The sequence below is a fragment of the Pseudidiomarina marina genome (assembly GCF_003987045.1).
Taxonomy (GTDB): domain Bacteria; phylum Pseudomonadota; class Gammaproteobacteria; order Enterobacterales; family Alteromonadaceae; genus Pseudidiomarina; species Pseudidiomarina marina.
This window is the reverse complement of the sequence record NZ_PIPZ01000001.1, coordinates 597,175-612,012: the sequence shown is the minus strand read 5'-3', so window position 1 is coordinate 612,012 and position 14,838 is coordinate 597,175. Positions and strand designations below refer to the sequence as shown.

Below are 14,838 nucleotides of genomic sequence, written 5' to 3'. Positions count from 1 at the left end.
AGGAACTCAACGTGCAGAATAACGTACAAGATTATGTGCTTTGGTATGATCAATTAGGGATGAATGACGTCGGCCGCGTGGGCGGTAAAAACGCATCGCTTGGCGAAATGATAAGTCATTTGGCAGGCGCTGGCGTTGATGTGCCAAACGGATTTGCAACTACGGCAGAAGCATTCAATGAGTTTCTCGAGCAAAGTGGCGTGAATGAACGAATTCATGAAATTTTGGACGATCTTGATACTGATGACGTGAAAGCTTTGGCAGAAGCCGGAAAAAAGATTCGTCAATGGGTTATCGAAACCCCTTTCCAGCCTGAATTAGATCAAGCCATTCGTGCTGCATACGAGCAGTTGAGCGGTGGTAACGATGAAGTCAGTTTTGCTGTTCGGAGTTCGGCTACCGCAGAAGATATGCCAGATGCATCATTTGCGGGCCAACAAGAAACGTTTCTAAACGTTCGCGGCATTGATGCGATCATGGAAGCGATCAAGCACGTATTCGCCTCACTGTTTAATGACCGCGCAATTTCTTATCGTGTTCACCAAGGCTATGACCACCGTGGTGTTGCGCTTTCAGCGGGCATTCAACGCATGGTACGCAGTGATATTGCAGCTTCTGGTGTTATGTTCTCAATTGATACCGAGTCAGGCTTTGATCAAGTCGTCTTCATTACTTCATCGTATGGTTTGGGTGAAATGGTAGTGCAGGGCGCAGTAAACCCTGACGAGTTTTATGTGCATAAACCAACGCTCAAAGCGAACCGTCCAGCGGTATTACGTCGTAATTTGGGTAGCAAAAAAATCCAAATGATTTATTCCGATGCAACGGACCACGGCAAGCAAACCTCAATTGTCGATATCCCTGCAGAATTGTCTGACAAGTTCTCGATAACTGACGACGAAGTTGAAGCGCTTGCTCGCCAAGCGGTGATTATCGAGCAGCATTATGGTCGTCCAATGGATATCGAATGGGCGAAAGATGGTATCGACGGCAAACTTTATATTGTTCAAGCCCGACCAGAAACCGTGCAGTCGAACAAAACGGGTCAAGCGCTTGAGCGCTACGCATTGAAAGCAAAAAGTGACGTGATGGCAGAAGGTCGTGCTATCGGTCAAAAGATTGGCGCGGGTGTTGCGCGGGTTCTCAATGATATTTCAGAGATGGATAAAGTGCAGCCAGGCGATGTCTTGGTTACGGACATGACTGACCCAGATTGGGAACCAATCATGAAGCGCGCTTCAGCGATTGTGACCAACCGAGGTGGGCGTACTTGCCATGCAGCAATTATTGCGCGTGAGCTCGGTATTCCGGCGGTGGTTGGCTGTGGCGATGCCACTGACAAGATTGTTGCTGGTACTGCGGTAACAGTATCGTGCGCTGAAGGTGATACAGGCTACATCTACAACGGCGAGTTAGAGTTTGACGTAACCACGTCAGATGTTGGCGACATGCCAGCGTTACCGTTAAAAATCATGATGAACGTGGGTAACCCAGATCGCGCCTTCGATTTTGCGAGCTTGCCGCATGCAGGCGTTGGTTTAGCGCGTTTGGAGTTCATTATCAATCGTATGATTGGTGTGCATCCTAAAGCGTTGTTGAACTTCGACCAACAGAGCCCAGAGTTACAAGAGCAAATTCGTGGTTATATGGCAGGTTACGAAAGCCCTCGCGAATACTATGTTGGTAAGCTCACCGAAGGCATTGCCACCTTAGCTGCGGCTTTCTCACCAGAGCGCGTTATTGTTCGTATGTCTGATTTCAAATCGAACGAATATGCGAACTTGGTTGGCGGACGTCAGTACGAACCGCATGAAGAAAACCCAATGCTCGGTTTCCGTGGCGCTTCACGTTATATTTCAGAAGAATTCCGTGATTGTTTTGCGATGGAATGTGACGCCATCAAGCGCGTGCGTAATGATATGGGACTGACCAATGTTGAGGTCATGATTCCATTCGTTCGTACCCTTGAAGAAGGTCGAAAAGTTATTGAATTGCTTGCAGAGCAAGGCTTAGTGCAGGGCGAAAATGGTTTGCGGGTGATCATGATGTGCGAATTGCCATCGAATGCGCTATTAGCCGAGCAATTCCTTGATATTTTTGATGGTTTCTCAATTGGTTCAAACGATTTAACCCAATTAACTTTGGGTCTCGATCGCGACTCTGGCGTCATTGCACATTTATTTGATGAGCGTAATGAAGCTGTTAAAGCGATGTTAGCTATGGCAATTCAAGCAGCGAAAAAGAAAGGCAAGTACGTCGGTATTTGTGGCCAAGGTCCATCAGACCATGCTGACTTTGCTGCCTGGTTGGTTGAGCAAGGCATTGACTCAGTATCACTAAACCCTGACACGGTGGTTGAAACTTGGTTGTATCTAGCTGAGCATCACGCTTAACAGACACATGCAATAAGCGAGCGCGTTTTATGTCGAATTCGGATCACGTATTACCGGTATTTACAGCATTTGAACGGCGTGAAACGCGCGTCGAAACTATTTATCAAAATTACCTGTTAGCCCTTGAACAGGCTGGCTTCGACGGTGATATCGACGGTTCGTATAGCGGCCGTTTGATTGCAGCAACTGACAACAGCGTCTATCAGCAATTACCGCAAGCAGTGCTATACCCGCGTACTACTGCGGCGGTGCAGCAAGCATTCTCACTCGCACAGCAAGACGCCTTTCGTCGTATTCAGTTTTCACCGCGAGGCGGTGGTACCGGTACCAATGGGCAGTCGCTCACGGCTGGTATTGTGATTGATTTAAGCCGCTATTTTAATCACGTACTCGAAATTGATGCGGAAGCCAGCTGGGTTCGTTGCCAAACTGGTGTGGTCAAAGACGCACTCAATGATGCCGTACGTTCAGATGGCCTATTTTTCTCACCCGATTTATCTACCAGTAATCGTGCCACCATTGGCGGTATGATTAATACCGACGCATCGGGTCAGGGCTCGTTGGTTTACGGTAAAACCAGTGATCACATTCTTGAATTAAAAGCAGTTTTGCTCAACGGAGAATGCATCACCACGGTGCCGAAAAGTTTAGCCGAAGCAGAGCAAATTGCAGCCGGAGATAGTTTGGAGGCCGCCATTTATCGCCAAGCTATCGCAACTTGCGTCGAACAGCGTACTGCTATTGACGAAAAATTCCCGCCGTTGAATCGATTTTTAACCGGATATGATCTAAAGCATTGTTATGATCCGGAACGTCAACAAATTGATATTTCTCGGTTATTGGCGGGCTCCGAAGGCACCTTGGCTTGCATTGTTGAGGCACGCCTGAACCTGACGACTATTCCACGGCACAAAGTGCTGGTGAACGTGAAATACAGTGATTTTCATGCCGCATTACGTAATGCGCCGTTTTTAGTCAAAGCCAGAGCGACATCGGTTGAAACCATTGACAGTAACGTTTTAGATTTAGCCCGCAATGACATTATTTGGCATCAAGTAGCTGAGCAGCTACAAGATGTGCCAGATAAACCGATGCGTGGCATCAATATGGTGGAATTTACCGCCGTCGACGAAGCTGAAATCAATGACAAAGTGGATTGGCTAACCGAAACGCTTGATAAGCTTATTCAAGCAGAGCCGGAATTAGGTATTATTGGCTATCAAGTGTGTCGCGATGCAGCGAGCATTCAAACGATTTATGCGATGCGCAAGAAAGCGGTGGGATTACTTGGCGCGACAAAAGGGCGTCGAAAGCCAGTTGCCTTTGCCGAAGATACGGCCGTGCCACCGGAACAGTTGGCCGATTTTATTGCCGAGTTTCGAACGTTGCTCGATGAGCATCAATTGCATTACGGCATGTTCGGTCATGTTGATGCTGGCGTGTTACATGTACGTCCAGCATTGGATATGACTGATCCTGCGGACGAAGTATTGCTGCGTAAAATTAGTGACCAGGTAGCCGCTCTGACTGCTAAGTATGGCGGTTTGATGTGGGGTGAGCACGGTAAAGGCTATCGCTCTGAGTATGCGCCTAGCTTTTTCGGTGAAGCCTTGTATCAAGAAATACAGAAAATTAAAGCCGTTTTTGACCCGGATAACCGCTTAAACCCTGGAAAAATTTGTACGCCTTGGGGATCAGATGCGCAACTGGTTTCAGTCGATGCCACCAAACGTGGTTACTATGACCGACAAATACCTGTCAGTGTTCGCGATGATTACCAAGCGGCGATGAACTGCAACGGTAATGGCCTATGCTTTAATTATGCCACTGATTCGGCGATGTGTCCGTCGTTTAAAGCAACCGGCGATCGTCGTAATTCACCGAAAGGCCGAGCGACGCTTATTCGCGAATGGTTACGCTTAAATGCCGCGCAGAACTTTGCTCCTTCTGGATTTCCGAAGCAAACGCGTTTGGAATTATTGAAACAAGTTCCGAGTGCAGAGCAATTTGATTTTAATCACGAAGTTAAAGCCGCCATGGATAGTTGTTTGGCGTGTAAGGCTTGCGCAAGCCAGTGCCCAGTGAAGGTTGATGTGCCCAGCTTCCGTGCTAAATTTCTAGCCTGGTATTACGGTTTATATCGCCGTCAGAGCAAGGATTACTTGGTCAAGAATGTTGAATCATTGGGTCGTGTTATGGCGAAGTGGCCACGCGTCAGTAACTTCATTAGCCATAACCCTCTAAGCGCTTGGATTACACGAAAGTGGTTCGGATATGTCGATGCTCCTAAACTATCAGTACCTTCAACATCAGTGCGGTGGAAAGCACACCAATGGCCACAGTTAGATGAGAGACAATTAGCACAACTGACCGTTGAAGAGCGACAAAAATGCGTGGTGGTGGTGCAAGACCCGTTTACCAGTTTTTATGAAGCAGACTTGCTAGAAGCCTTCGGAAAAATTGCAGCACAGTTGGGTTATAAACCTGTGCTCTTGGCATTTAAAGGAAACGGCAAAGCGCAGCATGTAAAAGGCTTTTTAAATGAGTTTAGCCGCACGGTGGATACGGTTGTTAAGCAGCTAAATCACGTTGCAGCATTAGAGCTACCGATGATTGGGCTCGATGCATCCACGGTGTTATGTTTACATGACGAATATCGCGATTATACGAGTCAACCGATTAACTATCGTGTGCAGTTAGTGCAACGATGGTTGCTGGGTGTTTTACCTGAACGTGCATCAGCATTAGCGATGAAATCGCCACAGCAACGGCTACAGCTATTATCCCATTGCACAGAACAAACAGCACAGCCAAAAGCAGCCAACGAATGGCAGCAGATTTTTAATTTCTGGCAAATACCGCTACAAGTTGAAGCTACAGGGTGTTGTGGTATGGCTGGCACGTTTGGCCATGAAATTGAAAATCAGCAGGTTAGCCAAACACTTTATGATATGAGCTGGCGTCAGAAGGTTGAAAAACCAGAAGTTATCACGTTAGCAACAGGCTTTTCGTGTCGCTCGCAAATAAAACGAATGAGCATAAAAAAGCGGGCATTACACCCGCTTCAATGGTTAGCAGAAAACTGCGCTTAACGCGCAGCTTTCGCCTTAGCAATCACTTCACGAGCCATTTGATCGGCAATCTCGCCAGTCGGGCGCTTTTCAGCAGCCGAACGTGTAAAGATTTGATCTAAGGTGTCGTAAATGTCGCGTACGCGCTTGTCAGTTTCTTCACGGCTCATGTTCGCCGCTTCGCTACAGACGTGAATAACACCACCGGCGTTAATGACGTAATCTGGTGCATACAAGATGCCCATATCCATCACAATTTTGTCATGAGCAGGTGTCGCTAATTGGTTGTTTGCACTACCTGCAATGATTTTCGCTTTAATTTGCTTCAGCGTTTCATCATTAACGGTAGCGCCAAGAGCACATGGCGCATAAACATCTACATCAAGACCATAAATGTCATCTAAACCAACAACAGTAGCGTTCAGTTCTTCCGCTGCGCGTTGACAAGCTTCCTCGTTAATATCGGTTACGAATAACTGAGCACCTTCTTTAGCACAGTATTCAGCAAAGTCGTAACCAACAGCGCCAAGACCCTGAACAGCTATTTTCAAGCCATTGAGGTTGTCACTACCGAATTTATGCTTCGCCGCAGCTTTTAAACCTAAATAAGTACCAAGCGCAGTATGAGGTGAAGGATCACCTGCTTTTTCTGCGGTCCCAGCTACGTAGCTAGTTTCTTCAGCGACATAAGCGATATCGCTGGTGCGAATGTTCACGTCTTCGGCTGTGATATAACGACCGCTGAGCGAGTTGACAAAACGACCATAGGCACGCATTAATTCTGGTGTTTTAATTGTTTTAGCGTCGCCAATGATAACTGCTTTACCGCCACCAAGTGGCAAGCCGGCTAGGGCGCTTTTGTAAGTCATACCGCGAGACAGACGAAGTACGTCAGTTAGCGCTTCGGCTGAAGATGCATAATTCCACAAGCGAGTTCCGCCTAATGATGGGCCAAGCGTGGTGTCGTGGATGGCAATGATTGCTTTCAAACCTGTTTCTTTATCATGACAAAACACGACTTGTTCGTGTTGGTCGAACTCTTTGTGTTCGAATAGAGACATTCTAGGTATTCCTCGTTCATCCCAAAAATTGCGCGAACATTATCATTTTGACGGGTATTTCGCTAGTGAATTACTGAAATAAACTGTTAACGTTTACGTCAACTGTTGCAAGCAAAGTTTACACCCAGAAAAACCGTTGCGTTTGCGCTTGAAAGCGGTAGTATGACTGGGTGTTTACAGTGTATTTAACAACGAATAACAAGCAGTAAAGCGAGAATTAACTATGGCAGAACAACAACCTGAAGCAATGACCGAAGAACAAGTGTCAGCTTGGGTTCGTGAGCATTTTCAGGCCGCTAACAAATATTTGGCGGAACAGGGAATTATTAGCGACCAAATTTTATCGAAAGATAGCCGTTATCTAGCGCCGTATGTCGCGGTGTGGAAATTTAATACGCAAGATAAGAAAACGTTATGGGTTATTAACGGTGATGTACCAACTGACGTTATCGGTGAGAAAGCAGCAAAAGATGCCCGCGATGCCATGCGTTATTTCGCGTTGCGTTGGCAAATGCAAGCTGAAGGGGTGTTACAACAGGCTCAAAACGATCCTGAAAAGCAACGCTATGCAAATTATCTCGTGAATCGTGCAGAGAATTTGTATCAATTAAGTACAAGCAAAGATTTGTGGCAGCAGCAAGATTAATCTTGCTGCGTTACCACATCGATGATACCAGCATTAATGAGGTCGCAACATAAAATTGCGGCCTCTTTATTTGTCAAATGGTCGGCGATATTCGTCAACGCCAAGTCATCCCATAACTCACCCAGTACGCGTGCAAATGAGAGTAGGCTTTGCTCAATAGGCCACGCTTCGCCATTGCTATAGAGCATGTCTTGATTTGGGCCTAATAGAATTCTCGCGCCAGGCGTGCGGACAAGTAAAGTATCTTCCGACTCTGCTAATTCATTTAATTCGTCAGGAGTAATCGTGCCTTCTGGTTGCGGTAATGGTCGTTTACTTTGCGACATTACCAGCAACAAAGCATGGTCGAGGTCGAGCTGTTGCCATGATTGGAATAGAAACTCGCGCGCATGGGCGAGCTGCTTCGCATCGACAACGAACGCAGAACCAAAGTCATCTTGTTCAGCGTCACGATAGCGCGGTAATTTCACTTCGTTCAACTGGCTTAGGGTATCGGCAACTGAAGCGCCAAATTCCGCTGCATTTGGGGCGCGAAAACCGACCGAGTAATTCAGGCTTGGCTCAAGCGCAATGCCGTTGTGAGGGCATCCTGCTGGAATGTATAGCATGTCACCAGGTTCAAGCACCACATCAATGAGCGGCTCGAATTCATCCGCCAATTGCTTCAAGTCGGGGTGCGGACAATGCTCGTTGGCATTGGTAACTCGTGCACCAACTTGCCAGTGACGACGACCTAAACCTTGAATTATAAATACGTCATATTGATCTAAGTGGGGGCCGACACCACCATTTTCAGTAGCAAAACTGATCATCACATCATCGATGCGCCAGTCAGGTAGAAAGCGAAATGGGGCTATGAGTTGTTGTACTTCAGGTACCCATTCGTTCACCGACTGTACCAATAAGGTCCAACCTTCTTCGCCAAATTCTTCATACGACTCAAACGGTCCGTGCACCACGTTCCAAGTGTTGTCATGATTCTCGATGACACGCGAATCGACACCTTCTTCTAGCGCAAGACCGGCAAGAATCTCTGGTTCGATTAAATCATTGAATTGACTAAACGCACCGCGAATGAGGCGCGGCTGTTTCTGCCACGCCTCGCGTAAAAACTCGCGGGGGTCTAAGTTCAAGGTTAAGCTCATGCGTCAAGCTCATCAACAAAGGCAATGGCTCGACCAATATAGGTTGCCGGTGTTAATTGTTTAAGCTCTTCTTTTGCCGCATTAGGCATGTCTAGGTTATCAATAAACGTTGCCATGGCCGCTTGGTCAACACGTTTGCCGCGCGTCAATTCTTTGAGTTTTTCGTATGGCTTTTCAATGCCATAACGACGCATAACAGTTTGTACTGGTTCAGCTAAGAGTTCCCAGTTCGAGTCGAGCTCACGTAACAAGTTATCCGCGTTTACTTCAAGCTTACTGATGCCTTTTAAAGTTGCTTGATAAGCAATTAATGCATAGGCGAAGCCGACGCCTAAGTTACGCAGCACGGTTGAATCGGTAAGGTCACGCTGCCAGCGGCTTACTGGAAGCTTCTGCGCCAAATGCGCCATGATCGCGTTGGCAAGACCCAAGTTCCCCTCTGAATTTTCAAAATCAATCGGGTTAACTTTATGCGGCATAGTTGATGAACCAACTTCACCTGCAATAGTGCGTTGTTTGAAATGATTCAGGGCAATGTAACCCCACACATCGCGGTTAAAGTCGATCACAATCGTATTGAAACGTGCTACTGCGTCAAATAGCTCGGCAATGTAATCATGCGGCTCAATTTGCGTGGTGTAGGCGTTCCAACTAAGGCCGAGTGAGGTTACAAATTGCTCGGATACCTGATGCCAGTTTACGTTCGGGTAGGCCGCTAAATGCGCATTATAGTTACCAACCGCACCGTTAATTTTACCGAGTAAAGGCACCGCACAAAGTTGCTCTAACTGGCGTTGGAGACGAACAAAAACGTTCGCCATCTCTTTACCCATGGTTGTCGGGGTTGCTGGCTGACCATGAGTGCGAGCCATCATTGGCACCGTTTTATGTTCAATCGCTAAAGCTTTAATGGCTGCGGTAAGTTCACGCATACTTGGTAGCATGACTTCATTAAGCGCTTCACGCAACATCAGTGCATGAGACAGGTTATTAATATCTTCTGAGGTACAAGCAAAGTGAATGAATTCGCTAATCGCATTTAGCTCATTGTGCTCGGCTACTTTCTCTTTCAAAAAGTATTCAACGGCTTTCACATCATGATTGGTGGTACGCTCGATATCTTTCACTCGCTGTGCATCTTGCTCAGAGAAATTATCGATAATACCCTGCAAGAATGCATTCGCATCATTCGATAGTGCTGGTACTTCAGCTATTTCTGCGACAGCAGCTAACTGTTGAAGCCAACGGATCTCTACCACCACGCGATTTCGGATGAGTCCATATTCGCTGAACATAGGGCGTAAGGCAGCGGCTTTGCTACCGTAGCGGCCATCAACGGGCGACAAGGCGGTTAGTGCAGAAAGATTCATCATGATAAAGGCTCCGAGTGCTCACGTAATTCGCGTAGAAGTTGCTGGGCAATGCGTACCATACGCTGTCGATTGAAAATGAAATGGCGACGTTTGCCGCCAAGTTGCCGCCACAATACGGCATTTCGCACCCCGGCTAAGAGTAGGGCACGAATAAGATGCTGGTTACTAGGTTGCTGCAAAAATTCTTGTTTGCCATTAATTTTTAATGGCTGGCCTAATGGCGAAATTAAATCGCTGTAGGTACTTCCCATACTCGCGATAATTGTATCGTTACTAAACTGAAAATCATTCTTTTGTCGCTGCATCTGCGTAATGCGCTGACTCAATTCCTGCAATGCTTTACTGGAGTTACTTAAGCGGCGCTCCAAAGCGAGAATACCGACAACATAGCGGGTGACTTCCACGTCTTTGTCGCGCGTCGCCCCAATTTGCTGCAATAAACTCTCGAGTCCAAGGCGTAGTTCACTCAAATTGGGGTACATCGCTTTGACGCTATCAGGGTTTTGATTGAGTATGCTATCCATGATGACACGACCCGCATTGACTTCGCGAATACTGCCGAATCGCGCTACTTGCTTCACCGCCGCCGCTGCTTGGGTAAGGGCAGCTAGTGCAATCACGCGTTCAAACCATTCATCGCGTTGTAAGGCCGACATCAGAGTAATACCTCATGATCCGCAAGGCGCCGTTCAATTATTCCGCCACCCAGACAAACTTCGTGTTGATAGAAGACCGCCGATTGGCCAGGCGTAACTGCTGCGACAGGCTCATCAAACTCAACTTGAACCGAGCCATTAGGCATTGGAGTGACGCGACAAGGAATATCTTGCTGGCGATAGCGTGTTTTTACGACGCAGGTAAATGGTTCTTGGGGCTGTTCACGATCGACCCAGTGCAATTGTCCTGCAATTAAACCGGTCGAGTATAGGCGAGGGTGGTTTTTGCCCTGTGCTACAACCAAAACATTTCGTGCGACATCTTTATCAACAACATACCAAGGCTCATCGCTGGCATCGGCAAGGCCGCCTATATGCAGGCCTTTACGTTGCCCCAGAGTGTGATACATCAAGCCTTCGTGTTGGCCAAGTTCAACCCCGTCAACTGATTCAATTGGACCAGGTTGCGCCGGAAGATATTGCTGTAAGAAATCTTTGAATTTGCGTTCACCAATAAAGCAAATACCAGTTGAATCCTTTTTGTCGGCGGTTACCAGTCCTTGTTCTTCAGCAATGCGTCGCACCTCTGGCTTTTCAAGTTCACCAACTGGAAACAGGGTTTGAGCAACATGTGAGTGCGCCAACGTATAGAGGAAATAACTTTGGTCTTTATTGCTATCGAGACCACGCAATAGTTGAAACTTACCGTTCTGCTCGCGCCGGCGTACATAATGTCCGGTGGCGATGTAATCGGCACCTAAGGCTACTGCGGCAAACTCAAGGAAAGCCTTAAACTTAATTTCCTTGTTGCACATAATATCTGGGTTTGGCGTGCGTCCAGCACGGTACTCTTCTAAAAAGTACTCAAACACATTATCCCAATACTCTGCAGCGAAATTAACGGTGTGTAATGGAATACCTAATTTTTCGCAAACCGCCTCAGCGTCAGCTAAATCGCTGGCGGCAGCACAATATTCATCGGTATCGTCTTCTTCCCAATTTTTCATAAACAAGCCTTCAACTTGATAGCCTTGTTGCATGAGTAGGTACGCAGATACGGATGAGTCGACCCCACCTGACATTCCGACGATAACTTTTTTGTTGGCGTTTTCGCTTGGCATCACAGACATTTACTTCAATTACACTCACGGTTCATAATGGCCGCGGATTTTACCATACTGGGGGCTCTTCGCGCCACTCGCCTGGCTGTAATCCACGCAACAACCATTTACCTATGCCAGCTCGAATGAGACGAAGTGTTGGGTGACCGATAGCAGCCGTCATTCGACGTACTTGCCGATTGCGACCTTCGCTGATTTTGATACAAAGCCAGCAGTCAGGAACACTTTTGCGTTCACGTACGGGGGGATTTCGCGGCCAAAGGTTGTTCGGTTCGTCCATAATGAAAGCTTCGGCAGGTAGTGTCATACCGTCATTTAATTCAACACCGTCGCGCAACTGTTGCAATGCTGATTCTGTTGGAACTCCCTCAACTTGTACCCAATACGTTTTTGTCATCTTATGCTTTGGGTGGCTAATCTTGTGTTGAAGATCACCATCGTTGGTTAGTAACAGTAACCCCTCGCTATCTTTATCTAGGCGACCAGCAGGGTACACATCGTTAAATGGCACAAGACCCTTCAATGTTTGTTCGTCGTCGGAGCCAGAAAATTGACTTAATACGCCATACGGTTTGTTCAAGAGTACGAGTTTAGGGTTAGCTGGGCGAGGACGACTTGGTTTAGCTTTGCGCCTTGAAAATCGACGCTGCGGTTTACCCGTGTTCACAAGAACTCCTTGAATTGACAAAATTTAGAAACACATTATCCCACAAGTTCAGCGTAATGGCATTGGTAAGCGCTAAGGGCTTACCGTATAATCGCCTATGAAACACATTATGGAGAATAAACGCGTGTCAAATAACTCAAATAATACGGCACCTCAGTTAGCTGCTGGCGACTTCAGCCGAGCGTTACGTGGTGAGATCAAATTAACGATTGGTCCTTTATTACAACGTTCATGGGATATAACCCTGCGTTCACTACCATGGATGCTCGGCGTCTTTATTGGTGTGATGGTATTGAATATGGTGGTTTCTGAAATATTGATGACGCTACTACCATACGACGAGCAAGCCATGGCGAACCCGGAGAATATCGACTGGGAACAAGTAAATCTCGGCAATCTTGCGATAAGTAGTGTGCTACAAGAACTTATTTTGGCACCATTCACAGCGATGTTGGTTTTTGTTGGAATGTTGAATGCTATTGACCAAAAACCAAGCTTTGCCAAGCTACGTGGCGTATTACAGTTTGCACCTCAGCTGATGTTGGTGGCACTGTTTAAGATTGTCATTATGGCATTAGGTGTTGGAATTATCATTGGCGTCGTTTCGTTTATAAACGTTGCGCTTGCAATTGTGCTCGGTGTTCTTGCGGCAATTTATTTGCAACTGGTCATGATGTTAGCCGTACCACTTATTATTGATCGTCAACTGACCGCGTCTCGCGCTTTGATTGCATCATTTATGGTGATCAATAAAGCGATGTTCCCCGTACTCGGATTGATGGTGTTGGTTGGCATTATTGTATTGATAAGTGCACTACCGTTATTACTAGGTTTGATATTTACGTTACCAATGGCATTTAACGCAATTGGTGTTGTCTATAATGCCCTTGTTGGGTGCACAGATAACAGTCAAATAAGTCACGAATTTACGGAGTGATTATGCGATTTTTAGGCTGGATTGTTGCTGTCGTTTTGGTTGTGTTGGCAGTTTGGTTGCCAACACAACTGCACGTACAACCAGAAAGTACTAATGAACCGGAACCAACTGTTAAATTACCACAAGTTAGCACCATCACAGAGGTGCCTAATTTTAATCAAATTGCCGATGTGCGTGATAAGAAACAGGCATTTTTTGGTTTTTTAGCGCCTATTGTTCAGGCAGAAAATTCGACAATTGAACAAGAGCGTGAGCAAGTTATTCGTATTCAAGAGCATTTGCTGGCGGGCAAAAAACTGTCGAATGAGCAAACTAAAAAGTTCGCAACGATTGCTAAGCGTTACAATGTTGAAGTAGACACCAGCGATTATGAAGCGACATTAGCCGTTTTGTTGCGCCGTGTTGACGTGGTGCCTGAAGCGTTAGTACTGGTTCAAGCGGCAAATGAGTCAGGTTGGGGCACGTCACGCTTTGCCACCGAAGCGCTCAATTTCTTTGGTCAATGGTGCTTCCGCAAAGGCTGCGGCTTAGTGCCGGACTCTCGAATTGATGGTATGAATCATGAGGTGCGCAAATTCACCTCGGTGAATGCATCAGTAAGAAGCTATTTGCGTAATATTAATACGCATCCTGCGTATTTTGAATTACGTCGTTTGCGCGCCGAAAAACGCGCATCAGGGGCTGATGTTCGAGCGCTCGATTTAACGCCTGGGTTGCTTAGCTATTCAGAGCGGGGCGAAGAATACATACATGAATTGAACGCCATGATACGCGTTAATCGCCCAATAATTATCGATGTGCTTGAGCCTAGCTCAAATTCAGCACCCGAATAACGCCATTGCCGCCGGCTTGTTCTTGGTCGGCAGCATCATCTTCTTCATCGCGGTAATTCAAAAACTCTGTCGGCGCGCTGTGATCGAATGCTTGGTCGCCATCCGCGTTCGCTTCGCCGGTTGCTTGAATATTTTTGAAATCATAGAGTTCAGCATCGGCCAAGTGCGATGGCACAATATTTTGCAGTGCCGTAAACATGCTTTCAATGCGGCCAGGGTACTGACGATCCCATTGCTTCAATAAATCTTTGATAACTTTTCGCTGCAGGTTTTCCTGTGAACCGCACAAGTTACATGGAATTATTGGAAAGTTCATATGTTCTGCATACTTGGCAATGTCTTTTTCACGTGTGTAGGCAAGAGGGCGGATCACAACGTGTTTGCCGTTATCGCTGACCAATTTAGGAGGCATCGATTTCATTTTGCCACCATAGAACATGTTGAGCATCAGCGTTTCTAACATGTCATCACGATGGTGACCAAGTGCAATTTTTGTCGCACCGAGCTCTTCCGCTACGCGGTACAGTATGCCTCGGCGCAAGCGCGAGCAGAGCGAGCATGTGGTTTTCCCTTCAGGGATTTTCTCTTTTACAATACTGTAGGTGTCTTCTTCGATAATGCGAAAATCAACGCCTTCAGCGGCTAAATATTCTGGCAAAATGTGTTCAGGGAAGCCTGGTTGCTTCTGATCTAAATTGACCGCAACAATCTCGAATTTCACCGGTGCAATACGCTGTAAAAAACGAAGTATATCAAGCAACGTATAGCTGTCTTTACCGCCAGATAGACACACCATGATTTTGTCACCATCTTCGATCATATTGAAATCTTGGATAGCTTCGCCAACGGTGCGCCGAAGGCGTTTTTGTAACTTATTAAAGTTGTACTGTTGCTTTTTGGCTTGTGCCGTCGTTGTTGCTGCGCTCATGAACACC

12 protein-coding genes are annotated in these 14,838 nt (G+C 46.7%); 5 read left to right on the top strand and 7 right to left on the bottom strand.

Annotated elements, in window-relative coordinates:
• Nucleotides 1-11: 11 nt before the first annotated feature.
• A complete protein-coding gene (ppsA, locus tag CWI76_RS02880) occupies nucleotides 12-2,393 on the top strand; it encodes a phosphoenolpyruvate synthase (protein WP_276567245.1) in 2,382 nt (793 codons plus the stop codon).
• Between the two features lie 29 nt (nucleotides 2,394-2,422).
• Nucleotides 2,423-5,485 (top strand): D-2-hydroxyglutarate dehydrogenase YdiJ, encoded by a 3,063-nt coding sequence (gene ydiJ / locus CWI76_RS02875; protein ID WP_126758853.1) that lies wholly within the window; start codon nucleotides 2,423-2,425, stop codon nucleotides 5,483-5,485.
• Here ydiJ and CWI76_RS02870 read toward each other — a convergent pair.
• Nucleotides 5,482-6,525, bottom strand: a complete 1,044-nt coding sequence (locus tag CWI76_RS02870; protein WP_126758852.1) for a Glu/Leu/Phe/Val dehydrogenase dimerization domain-containing protein — start codon at nucleotides 6,523-6,525, stop codon at nucleotides 5,482-5,484. The genes ydiJ and CWI76_RS02870 overlap by 4 nt on opposite strands.
• Nucleotides 6,526-6,748: 223 nt before the next feature.
• Between CWI76_RS02870 and CWI76_RS02865 the strand changes: the two genes are divergently transcribed.
• Nucleotides 6,749-7,171, top strand: a complete 423-nt coding sequence (locus CWI76_RS02865) for a DUF4826 family protein (RefSeq protein WP_126758851.1) — start codon at nucleotides 6,749-6,751, stop codon at nucleotides 7,169-7,171.
• Here CWI76_RS02865 and CWI76_RS02860 read toward each other — a convergent pair.
• From CWI76_RS02860 to CWI76_RS02840, 5 genes are read right to left on the bottom strand one after another with little or no spacing between them, the layout of a single operon-like run.
• Entirely contained in the window at nucleotides 7,168-8,316 is a 1,149-nt protein-coding gene (locus CWI76_RS02860) for a cupin domain-containing protein (RefSeq protein ID WP_126758850.1), read from the bottom strand. The two genes, CWI76_RS02865 and CWI76_RS02860, sit on opposite strands and share 4 nt — an antisense overlap.
• The gene (purB, locus tag CWI76_RS02855) at nucleotides 8,313-9,686 is read right to left on the bottom strand and encodes an adenylosuccinate lyase (protein WP_126759363.1); all 1,374 of its coding nucleotides are present in this window, start codon (nucleotides 9,684-9,686) and stop codon (nucleotides 8,313-8,315) included. Before purB ends, CWI76_RS02860 begins: the two co-directional genes overlap by 4 nt.
• Nucleotides 9,686-10,345 carry a high frequency lysogenization protein HflD gene (gene hflD, locus CWI76_RS02850; RefSeq protein WP_126758849.1) on the bottom strand — a complete coding sequence of 220 codons (660 nt, stop codon included), beginning with the start codon at nucleotides 10,343-10,345 and terminating at the stop codon, nucleotides 9,686-9,688. Before hflD ends, purB begins: the two co-directional genes overlap by 1 nt.
• Nucleotides 10,345-11,466: a tRNA 2-thiouridine(34) synthase MnmA gene (gene mnmA / locus CWI76_RS02845; protein WP_404409979.1), complete on the bottom strand. Its 1,122-nt coding sequence runs from the start codon at nucleotides 11,464-11,466 to the stop codon at nucleotides 10,345-10,347. The genes hflD and mnmA overlap by 1 nt, the downstream gene beginning before the upstream one ends.
• Before the next feature lie 49 nt (nucleotides 11,467-11,515).
• Complete coding sequence (locus CWI76_RS02840; protein ID WP_126758847.1) at nucleotides 11,516-12,133, bottom strand: pseudouridine synthase; 618 nt, start codon at nucleotides 12,131-12,133, stop codon at nucleotides 11,516-11,518.
• A gap of 124 nt (nucleotides 12,134-12,257) precedes the next feature.
• Between CWI76_RS02840 and CWI76_RS02835 the strand changes: the two genes are divergently transcribed.
• Entirely contained in the window at nucleotides 12,258-13,070 is an 813-nt protein-coding gene (locus tag CWI76_RS02835) for a DUF2189 domain-containing protein (RefSeq protein WP_126758846.1), read from the top strand.
• Nucleotides 13,071-13,072: 2 nt separating this feature from the next.
• Nucleotides 13,073-13,903 carry a glucosaminidase domain-containing protein gene (locus CWI76_RS02830; protein WP_126758845.1) on the top strand — a complete coding sequence of 277 codons (831 nt, stop codon included), beginning with the start codon at nucleotides 13,073-13,075 and terminating at the stop codon, nucleotides 13,901-13,903.
• Here CWI76_RS02830 and ttcA read toward each other — a convergent pair.
• Nucleotides 13,878-14,831 carry a tRNA 2-thiocytidine(32) synthetase TtcA gene (ttcA, locus tag CWI76_RS02825; RefSeq protein ID WP_126758844.1) on the bottom strand — a complete coding sequence of 318 codons (954 nt, stop codon included), beginning with the start codon at nucleotides 14,829-14,831 and terminating at the stop codon, nucleotides 13,878-13,880. The two genes, CWI76_RS02830 and ttcA, sit on opposite strands and share 26 nt — an antisense overlap.
• Nucleotides 14,832-14,838: the final 7 nt, after the last annotated feature.